Annotated in this window: 23 protein-coding genes and 1 tRNA gene; 16 read left to right on the top strand and 8 right to left on the bottom strand. The window is 64.0% G+C overall.

Going from position 1 to position 20590, the window contains the following annotated elements:
* Positions 1–73: 73 nt before the first annotated feature.
* The 6 genes from AC23D6_RS14195 (at position 74) to AC23D6_RS14170 (ending at position 3946) form a co-directional block, all read left to right on the top strand.
* Entirely contained in the window at positions 74–553 is a 480-nt protein-coding gene (locus AC23D6_RS14195) for a Panacea domain-containing protein (protein ID WP_487749878.1), read from the top strand.
* 10 nt (positions 554–563) lie between these two features.
* Positions 564–1001 carry a hypothetical protein gene (locus AC23D6_RS14190; protein WP_487749877.1) on the top strand — a complete coding sequence of 146 codons (438 nt, stop codon included), beginning with the start codon at positions 564–566 and terminating at the stop codon, positions 999–1001.
* Between the two features lie 290 nt (positions 1002–1291).
* Entirely contained in the window at positions 1292–1906 is a 615-nt protein-coding gene (locus AC23D6_RS14185) for a hypothetical protein (protein WP_487749876.1), read from the top strand.
* Between the two features lie 29 nt (positions 1907–1935).
* A complete protein-coding gene (locus AC23D6_RS14180; protein WP_487749875.1) occupies positions 1936–2556 on the top strand; it encodes a hypothetical protein in 621 nt (206 codons plus the stop codon).
* A 68-nt stretch (positions 2557–2624) separates the two neighbouring features.
* Positions 2625–2957 (top strand): hypothetical protein, encoded by a 333-nt coding sequence (locus AC23D6_RS14175; RefSeq protein WP_487749874.1) that lies wholly within the window; start codon positions 2625–2627, stop codon positions 2955–2957.
* Between the two features lie 158 nt (positions 2958–3115).
* Positions 3116–3946 carry a hypothetical protein gene (locus AC23D6_RS14170; RefSeq protein WP_487749873.1) on the top strand — a complete coding sequence of 277 codons (831 nt, stop codon included), beginning with the start codon at positions 3116–3118 and terminating at the stop codon, positions 3944–3946.
* On the opposite strand, the gene AC23D6_RS14165 is transcribed toward AC23D6_RS14170, so the two are convergent.
* Positions 3930–4211, bottom strand: coding sequence for a hypothetical protein (locus tag AC23D6_RS14165; protein WP_487749872.1), 282 nt, complete (start codon positions 4209–4211; stop codon positions 3930–3932). The two genes, AC23D6_RS14170 and AC23D6_RS14165, sit on opposite strands and share 17 nt — an antisense overlap.
* A 36-nt stretch (positions 4212–4247) precedes the next feature.
* On the opposite strand from AC23D6_RS14165, the gene AC23D6_RS14160 reads away from it, so the two are divergent.
* Positions 4248–4910, top strand: coding sequence for a hypothetical protein (locus AC23D6_RS14160; protein WP_487749871.1), 663 nt, complete (start codon positions 4248–4250; stop codon positions 4908–4910).
* 480 nt (positions 4911–5390) lie between these two features.
* Here the strand turns inward: AC23D6_RS14160 and AC23D6_RS14155 are convergent.
* A tRNA-Phe gene (locus tag AC23D6_RS14155) sits at positions 5391–5466 on the bottom strand.
* 180 nt (positions 5467–5646) lie between these two features.
* On the opposite strand from AC23D6_RS14155, the gene AC23D6_RS14150 reads away from it, so the two are divergent.
* Positions 5647–6096 carry a DUF6491 family protein gene (locus AC23D6_RS14150; RefSeq protein ID WP_487749870.1) on the top strand — a complete coding sequence of 150 codons (450 nt, stop codon included), beginning with the start codon at positions 5647–5649 and terminating at the stop codon, positions 6094–6096.
* 12 nt (positions 6097–6108) lie between these two features.
* On the opposite strand, the gene AC23D6_RS14145 is transcribed toward AC23D6_RS14150, so the two are convergent.
* The 3 genes from AC23D6_RS14145 to ftsY form a co-directional block, all read right to left on the bottom strand.
* Positions 6109–6378 carry an oxidative damage protection protein gene (locus AC23D6_RS14145; RefSeq protein ID WP_056878239.1) on the bottom strand — a complete coding sequence of 90 codons (270 nt, stop codon included), beginning with the start codon at positions 6376–6378 and terminating at the stop codon, positions 6109–6111.
* A gap of 3 nt (positions 6379–6381) precedes the next feature.
* The gene (gene mutY, locus AC23D6_RS14140; RefSeq protein WP_487749869.1) at positions 6382–7431 is read right to left on the bottom strand and encodes an A/G-specific adenine glycosylase; all 1050 of its coding nucleotides are present in this window, start codon (positions 7429–7431) and stop codon (positions 6382–6384) included.
* Between the two features lie 93 nt (positions 7432–7524).
* Complete coding sequence (gene ftsY, locus AC23D6_RS14135) at positions 7525–8658, bottom strand: signal recognition particle-docking protein FtsY (RefSeq protein ID WP_487749868.1); 1134 nt, start codon at positions 8656–8658, stop codon at positions 7525–7527.
* Positions 8659–8781: 123 nt separating this feature from the next.
* Here ftsY and AC23D6_RS14130 point away from each other — a divergent pair, with 123 nt between their 5' ends.
* Entirely contained in the window at positions 8782–9078 is a 297-nt protein-coding gene (locus AC23D6_RS14130) for a hypothetical protein (RefSeq protein ID WP_487749867.1), read from the top strand.
* Between the two features lie 206 nt (positions 9079–9284).
* Here AC23D6_RS14130 and htpG read toward each other — a convergent pair whose 3' ends face one another.
* The gene (htpG, locus tag AC23D6_RS14125) at positions 9285–11183 is read right to left on the bottom strand and encodes a molecular chaperone HtpG (protein ID WP_487749866.1); all 1899 of its coding nucleotides are present in this window, start codon (positions 11181–11183) and stop codon (positions 9285–9287) included.
* Between the two features lie 141 nt (positions 11184–11324).
* On the opposite strand from htpG, the gene rsmD reads away from it, so the two are divergent.
* From rsmD to AC23D6_RS14095, 6 genes are all read left to right on the top strand, one after another.
* The gene (rsmD, locus tag AC23D6_RS14120) at positions 11325–11969 is read left to right on the top strand and encodes a 16S rRNA (guanine(966)-N(2))-methyltransferase RsmD (protein WP_487749865.1); all 645 of its coding nucleotides are present in this window, start codon (positions 11325–11327) and stop codon (positions 11967–11969) included.
* Complete coding sequence (coaD, locus tag AC23D6_RS14115) at positions 11966–12472, top strand: pantetheine-phosphate adenylyltransferase (protein ID WP_487749864.1); 507 nt, start codon at positions 11966–11968, stop codon at positions 12470–12472. Before rsmD ends, coaD begins: the two co-directional genes overlap by 4 nt.
* Before the next feature lie 44 nt (positions 12473–12516).
* Positions 12517–13011, top strand: a complete 495-nt coding sequence (locus AC23D6_RS14110; protein WP_487749863.1) for a hypothetical protein — start codon at positions 12517–12519, stop codon at positions 13009–13011.
* Positions 13012–13094: 83 nt separating this feature from the next.
* On the top strand, positions 13095–13343 hold the full coding sequence (locus AC23D6_RS14105) for a YfhL family 4Fe-4S dicluster ferredoxin (protein ID WP_093300390.1): 249 nt from the start codon (positions 13095–13097) through the stop codon (positions 13341–13343).
* Between the two features lie 75 nt (positions 13344–13418).
* A complete protein-coding gene (gene ggt / locus AC23D6_RS14100; protein WP_487752645.1) occupies positions 13419–15137 on the top strand; it encodes a gamma-glutamyltransferase in 1719 nt (572 codons plus the stop codon).
* A gap of 19 nt (positions 15138–15156) precedes the next feature.
* Positions 15157–16047, top strand: coding sequence for an MBL fold metallo-hydrolase (locus AC23D6_RS14095; protein ID WP_487749862.1), 891 nt, complete (start codon positions 15157–15159; stop codon positions 16045–16047).
* An 83-nt stretch (positions 16048–16130) separates the two neighbouring features.
* Here the strand turns inward: AC23D6_RS14095 and upp are convergent, their stop codons facing one another.
* Together upp and AC23D6_RS14085 are read right to left on the bottom strand one after the other, a co-directional pair.
* Positions 16131–16763, bottom strand: coding sequence for a uracil phosphoribosyltransferase (gene upp / locus AC23D6_RS14090; RefSeq protein WP_093300383.1), 633 nt, complete (start codon positions 16761–16763; stop codon positions 16131–16133).
* A gap of 112 nt (positions 16764–16875) precedes the next feature.
* Positions 16876–19251 carry a TonB-dependent receptor plug domain-containing protein gene (locus AC23D6_RS14085; protein WP_487749861.1) on the bottom strand — a complete coding sequence of 792 codons (2376 nt, stop codon included), beginning with the start codon at positions 19249–19251 and terminating at the stop codon, positions 16876–16878.
* 169 nt (positions 19252–19420) lie between these two features.
* Here AC23D6_RS14085 and AC23D6_RS14080 point away from each other — a divergent pair, with 169 nt between their 5' ends.
* Positions 19421–20584 (top strand): phytase, encoded by a 1164-nt coding sequence (locus tag AC23D6_RS14080; RefSeq protein ID WP_487749860.1) that lies wholly within the window; start codon positions 19421–19423, stop codon positions 20582–20584.
* Positions 20585–20590: the final 6 nt, after the last annotated feature.

The raw sequence follows: 20590 nt of genomic DNA, 5'->3' as shown, positions 1-20590 counted from the left end.
ACAGATTGCTGTTAGGCTTTATCCACAGGGGATGAAGCGCCCAGCGCTTCGGTCATCGAGGGAGATCGCGACTATGACCAACAAGGTCCTGAGCGTCGCAAACACATTCATTGATTTGGGCATCCGGGAAGGACGGCCCATTTCCAACATGAAGTTGCAGAAGCTTCTCTATTTCGCGCATGGGCACAGCCTTGGGTTGCGCGATAGGCCGTTGGTCGATGAAGCGCCAGAAGCTTGGACGTATGGCCCCGTGTTCCCTTCGGTCTATCAAGCATTCAAGGCTTGGGGCTCAGCCAATATAACCGCCCCGGGCCTGTGCTACGTGTGGCAACCGACTGGTGTCGTGCATATGCCACCTCCCCCGGTTGTCGATCAAGGAGACATAGAGCTGATTCACGCAGTGTGGGAAGCTTATAAGGATCGTTCTCCGATAGAGCTTTCCAACATGTCGCACGCGCCAGAGGGGCCTTGGGCGAAAGCGCATGGACAGTATCGAAATGCTGACATTAGTGATGAGTCGCTGAAGGCTTACTTCCGGCCGCAGCCGAACTGAGCACTACGCCATGACTCAATCACGGAAGGAAGAGCCAGGGAAGCATCCAATCAAGCTAGAAGAGCTTGTTTACAACTTCAGTGACAAGCTTGCTGACGAAGCTCGCGCGACCCCAGAAAGCGGCTCGAAGTATCGAGAGGAAAAAGCTTGGTATCAGCATGAGGCTGAAGCGGAGCGGCTTCGAGGAATGGTTGTGGCAAACGACCAGCGCGTGGAAGACATGAAGATGCGCAGCAAGTATGCAGCCAAGGCATTTGGTCTAGCGGAGTGGGCTGTTTGGTTCTGGTGCGCAATGTTCACGGCAGTTGGTATTGCAAATGCCGCTCTGGGAAAGCCTATTCTCAGCGACACCGGTTTGATAACCCTGACGAGCGGCGCGACAGTGAACGTAATTGCCATTTGTGTAATCGTCGTGCGTGGCCTCTTTCCGCAGCCCGCGGCAAAGTAATCATGGCAAAAGCGCTGCTCTGTTATGGGGTTTCCAGCAGTGACTTCACTAACGACTAGCAGCTTGAGGTTCGCTTCAGCGGTACGGGATGGACTGAAGCAGGACAGCAGTGGGCGGCCGCCTAGTCAGAGCTGAAGGTTATTCGGATGGCGAAATGCTACTTGGCCGGGCATGGATCTTGTAGTCCCAAGATCTCACGCGAGCACTATCTATCCGCCAGTGTTTTGAAGGCAATTGCGCCCGGTAATGACCTAAGTGTGGGTGGAATGCCTTGGCAAGAGCCATATACGATGCAAGGTATCGGCATTGGCTCTATGCAATCAAACATCCTTTGCCGGTCACACAATTCTCAGCTTGCAGAACTAGACGCGGAGGCCGGTCGATTCGCCAATGCTTTGGTGGCCGCAGATAAATCTCCTGAATCTATTGCTCCGGAAACCGAAATCAATGGTTCTCTCTTTGAGCGATGGCTCCTGAAGGTGCTTATCGGCGCAACTGCCGCCAAGACATTGACGAACTCGCCGTTCGCCGAAGCTCATTTTGACATTCTGTTAGGCAAAGATTGGCCTGAAGGCTGGGGTCTGTACGTAGGGCCCTCGCCTCAGCCGGAAATATTCACCCGGGACCTACTGCTGGAGACCGTGGTTCACCCGCAGACAAAAGAAGTCAAAGCTGCTTCGTTTCGGCTTGCTGGAGTGCGGCTTTGGTTGTTGCTCGGTAAGCCAGATGACCCAAATTGGTACGGGCTGTATCGGCCAAGGGGGCTGGTTTTTCACAATGATCAACTGACGAGGTCGATTGGCTTTCTATGGCGGAGCCCTGGTAGCAATCGCGCCGTGATTTTTTCAAAGCTAGGGGTGACCGATTCTACGGCGCCTCATCAGTTAGGTTGGCGAAAGAAGTAGCGGTTTTTCCCTTAGGGTGGAGTCATTGAATGAGTGAAGCAGGACTACGAAAGGATCCAACCGCGATAGCCACAGCGCTTGGTGTTGTGGTGGGTGCATTGGTCGCGGTCGCCACCTTCCTGGCAACTTACACCTTTGTCGAGAGGCCAAAGTTGCGGCTGGAAGAGCGAAAGCTTGCTCTTGAAGCGTACAAGCAGGCGGTCTTGTTCCAACCCAAAGTCGATTTCGACTGTTCTCCAACGGCGTTGAATGAATTGACTATCGAGGTGATATGCGAGGCGCGGAACGAAGGGGAGTTTGCCGCCTCATATGAACTTGATTCAGTTGAAATCCTGCCGTTCGACCGGGAAAAGCTATCCATCAAGCCAGGTTCCAATTGGTATTCGGTCGAGAAAAGCGAGACCAGAAGCTTTGTCACTCCCGATGGCGCTAGTAGTCTGAAGTTCTTAGTTCATTTGGGTGAGGACGTGCCATCAGGCACCACTTCCCAACGTTTTATAGCCCACATCACTTTTGTGAGTAGTACCGATCGTGAGTTGACTGACTTGGTGGTAAAGCATTTTCCAGACACTAGTTCGTTGGTGGAGAACAGTAGGTCCGTTAGAACAAAGTTGAGGGTCATTGCGTTGCCTGCCCCGAATCGTAGGTAGTGCGTGGCATTAAGGGTCGAGTTTGTTGAATCTCAGGCGGCGCGACCACTCAAAGGAATGCTTCGTCCATGGACGATCCCGAAGTCAGTTGGAAGCAGGTAGGCGAGGAGGTTTGGCTGGTCTACCGGGGAATGGCCTTGGCTAAGTTCCGGCCGGACGGGCCGGGTTTCCGGGTTTCCACTCGCTCCTATATCGCCGGCTTCCAAGAGAGTCGCCTTTTAGCCACGCGAGGCGGCGCGAAGCGCTACATTGAGGCCTGGTTGGCTAAGTGGGGGGAGAACGCCAAGGCAGAGGTCCGCAACAGGCTCGCCCCGGCCCCACAAAGCTCATCGGGCGATTGCCTTGGTCGTCCATACCCGGAAATCGCGGTGAAGCCAAGAAAGACCAGGAAGAGGCGGTAGGACAACCCCTACAGTAGAGCGCGGCCTTGGCTGGCTTGAAGGTGACAGCAGATTGGGCTGATTCTATTCAAGCCCAGCGCGGGCCGTTGGCAGCTCAACCGCGCTCCCCTTGAGCAAGGGAATGGGCTACCTTGGGGTGGGGATAAGAGGAGGGGCTCATGGTAGGGGAGATCTGGCAGTCGATAACTGACTACTTGAAAGACAAGGCTGTTAGCCCGCTTACGGGGGCATTCTGCTTGAGCTGGTTGGCATGGAACTACAGGTTGCCCATCGCCTTATTCTCAGACCTGCCGATACCCAAGAGGTTCGGCTACATAGATTCCGTCCTCTATCCGGGCTGGGAGGATGTTGCGTTGCGTGGAATTGTGCTTCCAGCGCTTTCGGCAACGATCTACCTGCTGTGGTACCACAAGCCCGCTCTCTGGTTCTACGAAAAGAAGCTTCACCAAAGACGGGCGCTTCTAGATAAGAGAAATCAGGTTGAGAAGACGCGCCTGCTCACTGAGGAGGAGGCGGATCGCCTTAAATCTAGAAGTGCTCGTGATGTCGCACGGCTAGAAAGTCGCTTGCGGGAAGCTACGCAGAGAAACCAGGTTCTCGAAGAAGCCGCTGTGTCCACGACCGAGAGGATGGCATCGTTAGAGACTCGTTTGACAGAGTTCGAGGCGGCGGACCGTACCCTGCCTCGCGGAAGTGTCAGTAGAGATCAAGCCGTCACAAAAATCTTGTTGAATCAAAGTTGGGTTCTGCACTTCAACCCTGCTAGCGGAGGGCGGAAGCCCATCGCCTTTGGCAAGGACGGCGTGGTGCTAGAGGGGCGAAATCACAACGAACATTCGTGGAGTGTCAACGAGGGGCTCTTGCACCTCCACGATGAAGGGGGTGCAATCTTCAGCGTCTTCGGTTTTGATGTAAGCAGAGGTGCATTCTTGATGCTGGATAATGAAAGTCCCAAAGCCATGAAAGGGCAGTTCATTGTTCACCCGTAGGATTTGAGGTAAAACCGTGCCACAGCTCCCGACTGTGAAGCATCAGCTTGAATGCCGCGCGTTCCTTCTTGCCTCCTTGAATCAAGTCGAGTGCTTCCTGAGCGTCCTTCAGAAGCTTGATGCGGTTCGGCACTTCGAATGCCGGGTCACTTTTGAGTGACTCGATGAACTCACTTAGCTCGCCCTTTGCCTCGCCGGTGTAGTCCTGCGCTAGCGACTCAAAGATGGACGAGAGGAAGTTGAGAGTTGGCAGATTGGGGTGCATATTCTGCATAACGTGGGGAGCGCGAAGGATCGGACAATGCGTGCGCTTGAAGCTCGTCTGTCGTGGTCTGAGCGCTGTGCGGCCACATGCTCTGCCGTGCTCGCCAGATATGACATAAAGAAATTGGGGGATCCTAGAGACCGCCTCGCTGCGAAGGCGGCAGATTATGTCGCTGAACTACACAGCGCCCAGCTCATGGCTTTGCGCGGAAAACACTACGCTGCCGCCGCTTCACAGATCAGGTTGCAGATGGAGGGAGCCTTGTCCGCGCTCTATCTACTGCACTTGGAAAGCAAACGAACAGCAGAAGAGCTCGAGGCAGACATGGTCTATCTGCCGTCAGCCAAGTCCATGTGGGCCCACTGCGCTAAGCTCCCAAGGATTGGGCCGAAAATTAGGCAGATCGCCTCGAGTCAAGGCCCGTTTCACAAGTTCACACACGGGGACATGCCTCAGATAAACCGGCGAGACACGCTCGGAAACTGGGCGGCTTCCTTCGTCACGCAGGAAGTGATGGTTCATTCAATCTTGGCTGACACTTTGCTACTGGCAGCGATGGACACGTTCTCATATGCCGTGAATGACAATGGCTTGCGGATGGCAATACGCAGCATCCGAGATGAGATCGTAGACCAGATGGGCGCTATCGGACTATCGATACCTAGCGATCAGATAGAAAGCCCTGAGCCGGTGCGATGACTACCTTTTTGCTTCGAGATAGATTCGTACTAGGTCAGCGCGAAATGCCCTATCTGCCGAGTTCACGAATTGGTGGGCTTGTAGTTTGGCGGTTCGTTCGTTGAGGTCTTTGCCTGCTAGGGCATCATGCGCCAACTTCTCTGCCGCCGCAGACTCGACAAGCTGTCTCCTGCTTGCCTTGCACTTCGAGCCTGCGGCAGTGATCGCCTCATTTGCGGATGATGCCTTTCCCGCGTACGACGCAACTGCGTCTTCTAGGCAAGTTCGGTAGGCAATTGCGTCTGCGCGAAGCATGGGGGTCGCTTCCTCTCCGCTGTTTGCAAGCTGAGCAGCTAGCGGTCCGGACACCACCATCAAGTAGATCGCGATTGCGGCACGAAGCATGCTCATGAGTTACCCCGGTGTTACCCCAGAGAGGACGTGCTCCTCAAACGAAAAGCCCCGCAGTGCCATAAAGCATTGCGGGGCTTACGTTTCACATGGTGGCCGGGGAGGGAATCGAACCCCCGACACAGGGATTTTCAATCCCTTGCTCTACCAACTGAGCTACCCGGCCATGGTTTGTCGCGGTACGGCTGAGCCGGTGCGAAGGCCGCAGATGATACGGATCGCTGCAGGGGAAGGCAAGCCGGATCCGGGCTGAACGCGTCGCGGGCGGGCGTGCGCGGCCTGTCCGCCACGGGCGCATCATCGGCGTTATCGAGGGCCCGTCCCCCGGAACGACAGGACTCCGACCATGAAACGCCTGATCCCCCTGACCCTGCTGGCCGCCACCTTGCTGGCGGGCTGCGCCACCGGCAAGCTCAGCACGGCCGAGAAACTGGCCCTCTACCGCGATCATGCGGGCGAACCGGTCAAGGATTTCCGCTATCTCGGCCATCTGAATGGCTGGGCACCGATCGGCGACGCGGCGCTGGCCGTCTGGACCCGGCCCAGCGAGGCCTACCTGCTGGAACTGAGCGGGCGCTGCCAGGACCTGGAGTACGCCACGGCCATCCGCATCACCCAGTTCGGCAACCGCGTGTCGGCGCGCTTCGACGACGTGCTGCCGCTGGGCGCCGGCACGTCGAGCATCAAGATTCCCTGCCGCATCGAGACCATCCGTCCGCTGGACGTGAAAGCGCTGCGTGCCAGCGAGAAGGAACTGCGCGAGGCATCGGCGGTGGAGCGCGAAGCGAAGGCCTGAGCCAGCCGAGGGTTACGGCGTGGGCACGTAGCCCGCCGGCTTGTCCGCGCCGCCGCCGAACAGGAATTTCTCCAGTTCCGCTTCCAGGAACGCGCGGTGCTTGGGGTCGCGCGGCGACAACCGGTTCTCGTTGATCAGCATGGTTTGGTGCGCCAGCCAGGCGGCCCACGCGGGCTTGCCCACGTTCGCGAAGATGCGCTTGCCCAGCTCGCCCGGATAAGGCACGAAATCGAGGCCTTCCGTTTCGCGGTGTTCGTACTGGCAGAAGACGGTGCGGGCCATCGGTCAATTCCCTAGCAGTTTGCGGATCGGCGCCGGCAGGCCCAGCGTGGCCAGTTCGCCACGCGCGACCCAGCGCAGCGTGTCATTGTCGCGCACCGCGTCGCGCAGGGCGACCTTGCGCAGCCGCAGCGGCTGCAGGTGCAGGCGGTAGTGGCTGAAGGTGTGCACGACGAGCGGCAGCGCTTCGGCCGCGTCGTAATCGCCTTTCATCTCGCGCGCGAACCAGTCGCGCATGCCCGCATCGGTCTCCGCCTGCGGCAGTGTCCACAGCGAGGCCCAGATGCCGGTCTCCGGGCGCCGTTGCAGCAGGACGTCGCCGGCCGGATTTTCCAGCCACAGCGCGGTGGCTTCGCGCTCGGGCAGCTGTTTCGACGGCTTCGGTGTGGGCAGCACGCCGGTGAGACCCTCGCGACGCGCGACGCAGTCGTCCTGCAGCGGGCATACGGCACAGGCCGGCTTCGCCCGCGTGCACAGCGTCGCGCCGAAATCCATTTGCGCCTGCGTGTAGTCGGCCAGGCGGCCGTCGGGTACCTCGCGCAGGTGGTCGTCTGCCAGCGCCCACAGTTGCTTCTCCACGACGGGAAGCGCAGGCCAGCCCGCGATGCCGTGGACGCGCGTCAGCACGCGCTTGACGTTGCCGTCGAGGATCGGGAAGCGGTCGTTCCAGGCCTGCGCCAGGATCGCGCCGGCGGTACTGCGGCCGATGCCGGGCAGCGCGTGCAGCGCATCGAAATCCCGTGGCAGATCGCCGCCGTGCTCGGCAACGCAGGCTTTCGCCGCGGCATGCAGGTTGCGGGCGCGGGCGTAGTACCCCAGGCCGGCCCAGTGCGCCATCACGTCGTCGGTGGAGGCCGCGGCGAGGTCGGGCAGGGTGGGGAAACGGTCGATGAAGCGCAGGAAGTACGGGATGACCGTGGCCACCTGCGTCTGCTGCAGCATGATTTCCGACAGCCATACGCGATACGGCGTGCGCGGATGCTGCCAGGGCAGGTCATGGCGGCCGTGTCGGTCGAACCACGCCAGCAGGCGGGAGGCGAAGGAGTCGGCGCTCACATGCCGCGTTCCGTGGGAGCGACGTCAGTCGCGATCGACCACCGCGATGGCGTCATCGCGACTGACGTCGCTCCCACAAAAGGCAGGCCGATGTCAGCCACCACCCAGCGCTTCCGGCAGCAGCGCGTCGACGAAAGCTTCCGCATCGAACACGCGCAAGTCTTCCACGCGCTCGCCGATGCCGGCGTAGCGGATCGGGATGCCGAACTCGCGCGCCAACGCGAACACCACGCCGCCCTTGGCCGTGCCGTCCAACTTGGTGACCACCAGGCCGGTGACGCCAACGGCGGCATGGAACTGGCGCAGCTGCGAAAGCGCGTTCTGCCCGGTGGTGCCGTCGATGACCATCAGCACCTCGTGCGGTGCGCTGTCGTCGATCTTGCCGAGCACGCGGCGGATCTTGCCCAACTCGTTCATCAGACCGGTCTGGGTGTGCAGGCGGCCGGCGGTGTCGGCAATCAGCACGTCGAAGCCGCGCGACTTGGCCGATTGCAGCGCATCGAACGCGACCGAGGCCGCATCCGCATCCTGGCCCTGCGCGACCACGGGTACGCCGTTGCGTTCGCCCCACGTCTGCAGTTGCGCCACGGCGGCGGCGCGGAACGTGTCGCCGGCGGCCAGCATCAGGCTGTGGCCGTCCTGCTTGAAGCGGCGCGCGAGCTTGCCGATGGTGGTCGTCTTGCCCACGCCGTTGACGCCCACCGTCAGCACGACGAAGGGCTTGCGCGCGGCATCGATCACCAACGGCTTCGCCACCGGCGTGATCAACGCGATCAGATCCTCGCGCAGCGCCTTCAGCAGCGCCTGCGCATCGGCGAACTCGCGTTCCTTCATGCGCTTGCGCAGGTCTTCGATGATCGCCGTGGTGGCGGGCACGCCCACGTCGGCGGTCAGCAACGCGGTTTCGATCTCGTCCAGCAGGTCGTCGTCCAGGCGCGGGTTGCGCGTGAACAGGCCGGCCAAGCCGAGCGCGGCGCTGGTGCGGCGCAGGCGATCGCGCCAGCCGGACTTGCCGGCGGGCGCCGCGGGCAGGGTGTCAGGCTCGGTCGGGGCCGATGCAGCGGGCGGCTCGGGCGTCGCCGCTGCCGCTGCTTCTGGCCCGGCCGCATCGGCGGGCGGCTCGCCCGGACCCCGCGGAAACGCGGCGGCGAGGTCTTCGGTGCTGGGGCGGGGCGGGGCGGCGTCGGGGCCGTCCTGGGGCTTCTTGCGGCGGAAAAAACCGATCATTTCAGGGGGTATCTCGAAGAGGGCGCCATGCTAACACCCGTCCGTCGGCCAGCCGTGGACGCAGGGTTAAAGTGTGGCCGGGAGTGGCCGATATCGAGGCTGGATACCCTGCGGAGTCATCGCATGAGCCCCATCGCCGGCATCGCCACCTCGGGCCTGCGCGCCGCCTCGCTCGGCATGCAGGCGGCGGCGCACAACATCGCCAACCTGGCCACGCCGGACGCGGCGCGGCAGAGCGTGGCGCTGTCGGCCGAGCCCGGCGGCGTGTCCGCGCGCGTGGTCGAGGCGCCTGTCGATCCCGCCGCCCCGCTCGAAGACGTGGTCGCGATGCTGACCTACAAGGCGATGGCCGACGCCAACCTGTTCGTGCTGAAGACGGCCGACCAGACCCTGGGCAGCCTGCTGGACGTCAGGGCGTAGCCCGGGTAGAGCGCAGCGAAACCCGGGGATTTGTCCGTGATCAGCAGCGTAGCCCGGGTAGAGCGCAGCGAAACCCGGGGCCGTGTCCGTGATCAGCGCAGCCCAGATACAGCGCGGTGACACCCAGCGCCGTGTCCGCGAAGTTTCGACCCGGGGACGGGATCGCGTGATCCCGGGTTTCGCCTTCGGCTCTACCCGGGCTACGTTTACGCCGACAGTTCCAGCAGCAACGCATTGAGCCGCTTCACGTAGCCGGCCGGGTCCTTGAGGCTTTCGCCGGCGGCCAGGGCGGCCTGGTCGAACAGCACGCGGGTCAGGCTGTTGAAGCGGTTCGCATCGGTCTCCGCATCCAGTCGCGCGATCAGCGGATGTTCGGGGTTGAACTCGAACACCGGCTTGCTTTCCGGTACCTGCTGGCCGCTGGCTTCCAGCAACTGGCGCATCTGCACACCCAGGTCGCCCTGGCCCATGGCCAGGATGGCGGGGGAATCGGTCAGGCGGTGCGAGACACGCACATCCGCCACGTCCAGGCCCAGCACCGTCTTGATGCGGGCGGTCAAGGCCTCCTTGGCCCTGGCGCTTTCCTCCTGCGCCTTCTTCTCGTCCTCGCTGTCCAGTGCGCCGAGGTCGAGATCGCCGCGGGCGACATCGGCGAACGACTTGCCGTCGAACTCCGTCAGGTAGCCCATCAGCCACTCGTCGATGCGGTCGGTGAGCAACAGCACCTCGATGCCCTTCTTGCGGAAGATTTCCAGGTGCGGGCTGTCCTTGATCTGTGCGTACGACTCGCCGGTGAGGTAGTACAGCTTGTCCTGGCCTTCCTTCATCCGGCCGACGTAGTCCGCCAGCGAGACGACGGGCTCGCCCGAGGCCTCGTGCGTGGAAGCGAAACGCAGCAGACCGGCGATCTTCTCGCGGTTGGCATAGTCCTCGGCCGGGCCTTCCTTCAGCACCTGGCCGAAGTTCGTCCAGAACGCCTTGTAGTCGTCCGGCTTGTCCTTGGCCAGCTTCTCCAGCATGTCCAGCGCGCGCTTGGTCAGCGCCGAGCGCATCGAATCCACCACCGGACCCGATTGCAGAATCTCGCGCGAGACGTTGAGCGAGAGGTCCGACGAGTCCACCACGCCGCGCAGGAAGCGCAGGTACAGCGGCAGGAACTGCTCGGCCTGGTCCATGATGAAGACGCGCTGCACGTACAGCTTCAGGCCCTTGGCGCCGTCGCGATGGTAGAGGTCGAATGGCGCGCGGCCGGGCACGTACAGCAGCGAGGTGTATTCCAGCTTGCCTTCCACCTTGTTGTGGCTCCACGCCACCGGCGCGGTGAAGTCGTGCGCGATGTGCTTGTAGAACTCGGTGTACTCCTCATCCTTGATCTCTGACTTGGGACGCGTCCACAGCGCGCTGGCCTTATTGACGGCCTCCCATTCGGGCGTGGCGGGCGTGTCCTCGCCGTGGTGCTCCTTCGGCATCTCGATCGGCAGGCCGACGTGATCGGAATACTTCTTGATGATGCCGCGCAACTTCCAGCCGTCGGCGAAGCCTTCCTCGCCGTCCTTCAGGTGCAGCACGATGCGGGTGCCGCGCTCGGGCTTGTCGACGGTGGCCACCTCGAAGTCGCCCTCGCCGCCGCTGGACCAGTGCACGCCCTCGCTCGCCGGCAGGCCGGCGCGGCGGCTGAACACATCCACGCGGTCGGCCACGATGAAGGCGCTGTAGAAGCCCACGCCGAACTGGCCGATCAGGTTCGCGTCCTTCTTCTGGTCGCCGCTCAGTGCACGCAGGAATTCGCCGGTGCCGGACTTGGCGATCGTGCCGAGGTGGGCGATGGCCTCCTCGCGGCTCATGCCGATGCCGTTGTCGTCGATGGTCACCGTGCGGGCATCGGCGTCGAAGCCGATCCGGATGCGCAGCGTGGGGTCCTCCCCGAGCAGGCCCGGCTCTTTCAGCGCCTCGAAGCGCAGCTTGTCGGCGGCGTCGGCGGCGTTGGAGACCAGCTCGCGCAGGAAGATCTCCTTGTTCGAGTACAGCGAGTGGATCATCAGCTGCAACAGCTGCTTCACTTCGGCCTGGAAGCCCAGTGTTTCCTTGCGGGTTTCGGTGGTCATCGTGGCGTTACTCCGTGGATCGGTAGGCAGGCCGCAGGCGGCGGCCGATGGCTCCCGGTGTATGGGCCGGGTCCGGCTTTCTCAACCGTGCGCCCCGCGCGGGGGACGTATCATGCGGGACCTCCCATCACCGTCGTGCCGATGTCCCGCAGCCCCCACCGCTCCCCTCCAGCCCCCGCATCCGCCTCGCGCGGAGCCGGCCAGGTGCGGATCATCGGCGGTCGCTGGCGGGGCACGAAGCTGGCGGTGCCGGACCGTCCCGGCCTTCGCCCCAGCAGCGACCGCGTGCGCGAGACGCTGTTCAACTGGCTGCTGCCGGTGGTGTCGGGCGCGCGGGTACTGGACCTGTTCGCCGGTACCGGCGCGTTGGGGCTGGAAGCGCTGTCGCGTGGCGCGGCGCATGCGACCCTGGTCGAACGCGACCCCGGCCTGGCTGCCTCCCTGCGCGAGGCGGCGAACCGTCTGGGGGCCGAGGCCACGGTGGTCGCGCAGGAGGCGCTGGGCTGGCTTGCGGGCCAGCAGGGACGGTTCGACGTGGTGTTCCTCGATCCGCCCTTCGCCGACGGCCTGTGGGAGGGCGCGCTGGCAGCGCTGGCGCCGCGCCTTGCGGTGGACGCGTGGGTCTACGTGGAGTCCCCGGCAGGCCACGCACCCCCGGTTCCCTCGGACTGGGTCCTGCACCGCGAAGGCCAGACCCGTGACGTGCGCTACGCCCTCTACCGCGCCCCCGGGGCGCAGGCCACTGGTACACTGCGCCCCGACGATTCGCCGGCGACGACTGCATGACTGTGGCACGCACCCGGACGGCCGTGTATCCCGGTACGTTCGACCCGATCACCAATGGCCATATCGACCTGATCGATCGGGCCGCGCCGCTGTTCGAGCGGGTGATCATCGGCGTGGCCGAGAGCCCCGGCAAGGGCCCGGCGCTGCCGCTGGCGCAGCGCGTGGAACTGGCGCGCGACGCCGTGGCCAAGCACCCGCATGTGGAAGTGCGCGGTTTCGACGGCCTGCTGGCGCACTTCGTGAAGGATGTGGGCGGCGGCGTGCTGCTGCGCGGCCTGCGCGCCGTGTCCGACTTCGAGTACGAGTTCCAGCTGGCCAGCATGAACCGCCACCTGATTCCCGAGGTGGAAACGCTGTTCCTGACGCCCGCGGAGCAGTACGGCTTCATTTCCTCGTCGCTGGTACGCGAGATCGCGCGGCTGGGCGGCGACGTGTCCGGTTTCGTGCCGCCGGCGGTGGTCGCCGCGCTCAAGGCACAATGGCAGTCCAACAAGGGCGCCTGAGCGCCCGTATTCCGACAACAGATCCAACAGGAGGGGGAAGACCCATGAAGAACATCGCAACCCGCGTGCTGCTCACCGCCTGCCTCGTGCTGCCGTTCGCGGCGTGCAAGAAGCAGGATGAAGCCCCGGCCGAGCCGGCCGAAGTCGCCCTGGTCGCGCCGACCACGACCGAAGACGGTCCGTGGAAGGAGTACCTGAGCAAGGTCGTCGACGCCAACATGGGCACGATCACCAACACGCCGTACGTGTACTACCTGCCCGCAGAGACCGATCCGGAGTTCGAGGCCAAGTACGGCCGCCAGCTGGAGCAGGCCAAGGGCGCCGTGGCGCGTGGCGTCACCAGCGGCAACCTGGTCGCCTTCGGTTCGCCCTCCAGCGTCAAGATCGCCGATCTGGCCGTCGCCGCGTTCGAAGGCGTGCAGGCCGATACGTTCAAGGGCGTGCGCATCCTGTTCATCGGCAAGACCGAGGACAGCGAACGCGTGAAGGCCGCGGTGGCACCGAGCGGTGCCGAGTTCGTGTTCGTCGAAGCCAAGTGACCTTTCCGCGCGTGGCCGCCCATGGCGGCCACGCCTTTGCGGAAAGGTCATCCCGGCGCACGCCGGGATGATGGCAATCCTGCATGTCACTCAAGATCAACGAGCTCTGCGTCAACTGTGATGTCTGCGAGCCGGCCTGTCCCAACCAGGCCATCTCGATGGGCGAGACGATCTACGTGATCGATCCGGCGCGCTGCACCGAATGCGTCGGCCATCATGACGAACCGCAATGTGTCGTCGTGTGCCCCGTCGAGTGCATCGATCCCGATCCGGCGTATCCTGAGACCCACGAAGACTTGCTGGCGAAGATGCTGCGGCTGCAGGCCGGCTGAGCATCGCCTCCGCGCCATCGCTTCGTGCCGGTTTCCGCAACAGGAGCGATCGTGATCCAACGCCGTCTTTTCGCCTTGCTGTTCGTTGTCGCCTTCGCGCCCGCCGCGTGGGCCGCCGATGCTGCACGCACACCGCCTGCCCATCCTCCCGGTACCGCCATCGCCAGTGCGCACGCGCTGGCCACGCAGGCGGGGCTGGACGTCATCGCCCAGGGCGGCAATGCCTTCGACGCTGCCATCGCGGTGTCGTCCACGCTGTCGGTGGTGGAGCCGATCAGCTCCGGGCTAGGCGGTGGGGGTTTCTTCCTCCTGCATGACGCCAGGACCGGCAAGGATGTGTTCGTCGATGCCCGCGAGACGGCACCGACCGCGGCGACGCAGGACAAGTACCTGCTGCCGAATGGCGAATTCAACCGCGACCGTGCCGAGAACGGTCCGTGGGCCGCCGGCATTCCCGGCCTGCCTGCCGCGTTCGTGCACCTGGCCGCGAAGTACGGCCGGTTGCCGTTGAAGACCTCGCTGGCGCCGGCGATCCGTACGGCACGCGAAGGGTTCCCGGTCTATGCGCGCATGGCACGCGGCTATCAGGCGCGTCGCGACGTCATGGAGCGCTACAAGGGCACGCGCGCGGTCTTCCTGGCGAACGGGCAGCCGATCAAGGAAGGCGATGTCTTCAGGCAACCCGACCTGGCGCGCACGCTGGAGCGCCTGGCTGCGCAGGGCTTCGATGGGTTCTATCGTGGCGAAACCGCCAAGCGGCTGCTGGCCGGCGTGAGGGCTGAAGGCGGGCAGTGGACCGCCAAGGAACTCGCCAGCTACACCGTGCGCGAGCGCGAACCGCTGACGTTCGACTACAACGACTGGAAGGTGACCACCGCACCGCCGCCCTCGTCCGGTGGCGTGGCGCTGACGCAGATGCTGCAGATCCTCGATGCCTATGACCTGTCCAAGCTCGACGACGCGCAGCGCACGCACCTGATCGTCGAAGCGATGCGCCGCGCGTTCCGCGACCGCACCTTCTACCTGGGCGATCCGGATTTCGTGCAGATCCCGATGAAGACGCTGACCAGCCCGTACTACGCGGCGGGCCTGCGCGCGACGATCAATCCGCAGAAGGCGACGCCCAGCGACCAGCTCTCCGGCCAGCAGACGCCGTTGGAGGACGAAGAAACCACGCACTTCTCCATCATCGATGCCGAAGGCAACCGCGTCGCCGGCACGCAGACGGTCAACCTGCTGTACGGCTCGGGCCTGGTGCCGCCGGGCACGGGTGTCCTGCTGAACAACGAGATGGACGACTTCGCGCTGAAGCCGGGCACGCCCAATGCCTTCGGTGTGATGGGCTACGACGCCAACGCGCCGCAGCCGGGCAAGCGCATGCTGAGTTCGATGACGCCGACGTTCATGGAGTCGCCGGACAAGGTCGCGATCCTGGGCACGCCGGGCGGCAGCCGCATCATCACGATGGTCCTGCTGGGCATCCTGGGTTACGACGCCGGACTGGAGCCGCAAGCGGTCGCCGCGCTGCCGCGTTTCCATCACCAATGGATGCCGGACCTGATCGAGATGGAGACCGACGCGTTGACGCCGGCCACGCAGCAGACCCTGGAGGCCATGGGCCATCGCCTCAAGATCGCGGGCTACAGCGCGCAGGGCGGTCGCGGTTCCAGCCACGTCTGGGGCAACCTGCAGACGGTGGAATGGGACAAGACCACCAACACGCTGCATGGCGGCAGCGATCCGCGCAATCCCGTCGGTGCGGCGAAGGTGGTCGAAACCGCGGCCTCGCCCTGACAGGCGTAGAATCGGGGCCATGAAACTCTGGTCGCTGCTGGGCAATTCCCAGAAACTCGATGGCGGCGCGATGTTCGGCAACGCACCGCGCGCCATGTGGGAAAAATGGTCGCCGCCCGATGCGGAGAACCGCATCGAGCTGGCGTGCCGCGCGCTGCTGGTGCAGCCGCTCAACGGCAAGACCGTGCTGTTCGAAACCGGCATCGGTGCATTCTTCGAACCGAAGATGCGCGCACGCTTCGGCGTGCAGGAAGAGCGCCACGTGCTGCTCGATTCGCTGCGCGAAGCCGGTTTCTCGCACGAGGACATCGACGTGGTGGTGCTCAGCCATCTCCACTTCGACCATGCCGGCGGCCTGCTGGCGCCGTGGCAGGAGGCACGCGCACCGGAATTGTTGTTCCCGAACGCGACCTTCATCGTCGGCGCCGATCACTGGCAGCGCGCGCTGAAACCGCACCCGCGCGACCGCGCCAGCTTCATTCCCGAGTTGCAGCCGCTGCTGGAAACCAGTGGGCGGTTGGAACTCGTTTCGGGCGAGCACTCCGAGGCGCTGGGAGATGCAGTCCGTTTCAGCTTCAGCGATGGCCATACGCCGGGCCTGATGCTGGCCGAGATCGTCGGTCCGGAGCGCATCGACGGCCAGCCGCACGGCGGTGTGGTGTTCTGCGCCGACCTGATTCCCGGCCGTTCGTGGGTGCACGTGCCCATCACCATGGGCTACGACCGCAACGCCGAACTGCTGATCGACGAAAAGCGCGTCTTCCTCGAAGACAAGCTCGCCCGCAACGTCCACCTGTTCTTCACCCATGACCCGGGCTGCGCGCTGGCGCAGGTCACCCGCGACGAGAAGGGCAAGTTCGGCGTCGCGCACGAGGTCGCCGAACTGCACGCGCGCCCGCTGGCCGCATAACCGGGTAAGGCGGTGGGAGCGACGTCAGTCGCGACGCGGCGGCTTGTCGTCGCGACTGACGTCGCCCCCACAACAGCGGGGTTTCAGCCGATCCGCGTGCCGAAGATGCGGTCGCCGGCGTCGCCGAGGCCGGGCAGGATGTAGCCCTTGTCGTTGAGGCGTTCGTCGATGGCCGCGGTATAGACCTCGACGTCCGGATGCGCAGCTTCCAGTGCCTTCAGGCCCTCGGGGGCGGCGACCAGGAAGATGCCCTTGATCCGCTTCGCGCCGGCGCGCTTGAGCATGTCGATGGTGGCGATCAGCGTGCCGCCGGTGGCCAGCATCGGGTCCAGGATCAGCGCGTCGCGCTCCTCCAGCCGCCCGGTCAGTTTTTCGAAGTAGGGCACCGGCTGCAGGGTTTCCTCGTCGCGCTGCAGGCCCACCACACTGACGCGCGCGGTGGGGATTAGCGCCAGCACACCGGGCAGCATGCCCAGGCCCGCGCGCAGGATCGGCACCAGGGTGATCTTCGCGCCGGCGATCTTCTTCACCGTCACCGCGCCGGCCCAGCCGGCCATCGTTTCATCGCCCAGCTCGAGGTCGGCAGTGGCCTCGTAAGCCAGCAGCGTGCCCAGTTCGGTCACCAGTTCACGGAAGTCCTTGGTGTTGAGGCTGGCATTCCGCAGCAGGCCGATCTTGTGCTGCACGAGGGGATGGCGGACTTCGACGGTCTTCATGGCGGGGCGCGGCGACGGGAGATGCGGGAAGTCTGCATCAAATGCCGGGGCCCCACAAAGCAGGAAGCCGGCATGCGCCGGCTCCCTGTACGCCATGCGGTGGCCGGGACGATCAGAACGCCCAGCGCATGACCACCTGGTAGCTCGGGCCGGCTTCTTCGCTTTCGAGCTCGTACTCGTCGTAGTCGCGGTCGACCTGGTCCTGCAACGTGTCGAACTTGCCGAAGAATTCGTCCTTGCTGGCATCCAGCAGGTTGTTGGCGCTCAGGCGCACCGACACGCTCGTGCCGAAGCGCTTCTCGACGAACACGTCCAGCTCGCCCCCGTAGCGGATGACGGCTTCCTCGCCCAGCACGCGCGTGTAGGCGTCGCCCTGCTTGCGGTAGGTCGCGCCGAAGCTCGCGCCCCAGGCCGGGATGTCGTGGATGAAACCGATGTTGTAGACCGACTTGGCCTGGTCGTTGAAGCGGCGCTCGCCCAGGAAATCATCCACCTTGGACTTCACCCACGAATAGTTGGCGAAGATGCCGGTGTTCTCCAGCCCGATCGCCGACAGCGGCGTGGACACGTCGAACTCGAAACCGTAGACCTTGCCGTCGCCGACGTTGTCGGAGGTGTACAGGAAGCTGTCCGCCGGTTCCTGTGCCATGGCATCGGCCAGGTCGACGGCATCGCCGTCCTCGATAAGCTCTTCCCAGGTGTCCTGCATCTCTTCGCTGGGCTCGCCCGTATTGACGAGTTCGATGAGGTCCTTGACGTCGCGATAGAAGAAGTTCACGCCGACCACGCCCTTGCGACCCAGGCGGTGTTCGAAACCGAGATCCAGGCCATTGGCGGTCTCCGGATCCAGTTCCGGGTTGCCGATGTAGTCGTTGTCGCCGAACTCGCCGTCCAGCAGGGCCGGCAGCAACTCGTTGAAGTTCGGACGCTTGACGGTCCTGGCCAGCGACAGGCTGATGCGGTCCGCATCGCCCAGGTTCCAGCGCAGGTTCACCGACGGCAACAGTTCGTTGTAGTCCTTGCTGACGCGTCCTTCGCTCTCATCGTCTTCGAGGTATTCCACCTCGGACTTGGTGGTCTCGTAGCGCAGGCCGGCCTCCCACGAGAACGCCTCGCCCTTGCCGCTGAGCATGATGTACGGGTCGAGGCGTTTCTCTTCGATCACCGACGCCACGCTGCCATCCAGGTCGTAATCCGCCAGGGACGCTGGCGTCTGGCCTTCATCGTCGGCCTCCCATTCGTAGCTGACGACCAGGCCTTCTCGCTTCTTCCGGCGGTAGTCCACGCCGAATTCCAGTTCGGCGCCGCCCACCGGGCGCACGTGGCTGACCGTGAAGCCGGTTTCCTCGTCCTTGGCGGTGACGGATTCGGCCTCATAGGCGGTTCCGTCCCACTCCGCGTCCGCCGGGATGCTCCACGTGTCGTCCCAGTTCTCCGCACCGCTGACGTAGACCTCTTCGCCCTCGGTGGTGGCCTGGTCGTTCTCGAAGCGCGCGTAGTCCACGCTCGCCGTCGTGGTGCCGCCGGCCATATCGAAACGGTACTCGGCGCCCACGCCGTAGTTCTTCTGGTCGTACGGATCCAGGCCCGGCACGCGGATGTTGATGGTCTCGTCGTCGTCCAGTTCCTCTTCGAACGACACTTCGGTGACGTCGCGATCGGTCTTGACGTAGAAGCCATCGAGGCTGAAGCGGCCGTTCTCGCCGATATCGGCCGTGTAGGAAAGATTGGCCGAATAGTCGCGGCCGTCCTTCACTTCGGTCTGGTCTTCCCAGCTGACCTTCTCTTCGCGCGTGTTGTCGGTGAAGCGGTCCGAACGCTTGGTCTTGGCGCGATAGCGGTCCTGTACGTTCACGCCGGCCAGCAGGCGCCCACCCAGCGCTTCGAACGACGTCACGGCGCCGAAGGTCGGGTTGACCTCGCCATCGTCCCAGCGGTTCACGCCGACGCGGATGTAGCTGCCGGTGAACTCGTAGGCATCGCGCAGCACGATATTGATCGCGCCGGCCATCGCATCGCCACTGCGGTTGGCGCTGGCGCTGCGTTTGATCTCGATGTGGTCGACCATCTCGGCCGGAATGCGGTCGACGTAGAACGAGCGGTCATCGCCCGCGCCCGGCACCTTCTTGCCGTTGATCAGCACCTGCGTGTAGCCGCCGCCGAGGCCGCGCAGCTGCACGCCGTCGTACTCCATGATGTCCGAACCGACGAAGCCGGCGCCGGGCACGCGCTTCAGCATGTCGCCCACGGTGTTCGGCTCGAAGCGCTGGAAGTACTCCAGGTCGTAGACCAGGGTGGGCGCGATGTCGTCGGTGCGGTCGCGGTAGGTGATCTCCGGCTGCACCACCACGGTGTCCAGCTGCTTGGGATCGCCGGCGGTGCCGGCGTCCGGTGCCTGGTGCTGGGCGGTGGCGGCGAGGCTGGCCGGGAGCAGGGCAGCGCAGAACAGCGCCTGCGCGAGCGAGGCGGCCAAGGCATTGCGTTTCATCGTGTGTCGTCCCCGTGACGAAAGTAAACGGCACTTTGTAAGCACGTCACATGGCCGAAACATGACACGCAGGTTCCCGCGCGATGACAGGTATCCGCGTGCAGTGCGCTGACACGAAAATGTCATGGCGCCTGCGTAGAACATGGCAGTTTGTTGACGCCTTCATGTCATGGGGACACCGGTGAAACCACGCCTCGCCTTGCTTGCCATTCCTTTGCTGGTCGCCGCATGCGGCGGAAAACCCGAAGTGCCCTCCGCAACTGCCACAGCGGCGGAAACGCCGGCACGGGAGAAGGAGCCGGACGAGAACGTCGAGAAGGATCCGCTGCTCAGCGAAGCGAAGATCGCCCATGTCGTGGTGCCCGAAGCCTTCATCACGCCGGCGACGCCGGCGGAGAACGTCGATTCGCCGGCCAGTTGGCGCGCGGCCGACGGCACGCGCTGGCTGATCGCCACCGCCAAGGACACGCACCGCCTGGTTGTCTACGACGGCAGCACCGGCAAGCCACTGCGCACGGTGTCCGGCCCCGGCACCGAGCTCGGCCAGATGCAGCGGCCGAACGGTATCGCGGTGATCGACGACCTGGTGCTGGTGGTCGAGCGCGACAATCGGCGCGTGCAGGTGTTCCATTTGCCGGACTTCAAGCCGCTGCTCGTGTTCGGTGCGGACGAGCTGAAACAACCGTACGGTCTGTGGGTGCGCCCGCAGAAGGACGCGTACGAGGTCATCGTCAGCGACAACTACATGTCGCCGCAGAACGAGGACGTGCCGCCGCCGCTGGCCGAGTTGGGCCAACGCTTCAAGCGCTACCTCCTGCAGCGCACCGAGGGTGGCTGGAAAGCCAAGCTTGCTGGCACGTTCGGTGACACCGGCGAGGCGGGCGCGATCCGTATCGCGGAATCCGTGTTCGGCGATGTGGCGAACGACCGCCTGCTGCTGGCCGAAGAGGACGTCGCCGTCGGCACGCGCCTGCGCGAGTACGGCCTGGATGGCACGTACCGCGGCCGCGATATCGGCGCAGACCTGTTCAAGGCGCAGGCCGAGGGCATGGCGCTCGCCCAGTGCGAGGGGGACGCCGGTTACTGGATCGCGACCGACCAGTTCAAGGACCGCAGCGTGTTCCATGTGTTCGATCGCGCGACGCTGGCCTACAAGGGCGCGTTCGCCGGCAACAAGACCGCGAATACCGATGGCGTATGGCTGGACCAGAGCGCCGATGCACGCTTCCCGCAGGGTGCGTTCTACGCGGTCGACGACGATCAGGCGGTGGCGGCGTTCGACTGGCGCGACATCGCCAAGGCCTTGTCGCTGCCGGAGTGCCGCGCCGAATGAAGCGAG

It is taken from the genome of Pseudoxanthomonas sp. G3, assembly GCF_057654715.1.
Note: the sequence above shows the minus strand (reverse complement) of the source record. Positions and strands in the feature narration are given on the sequence as shown.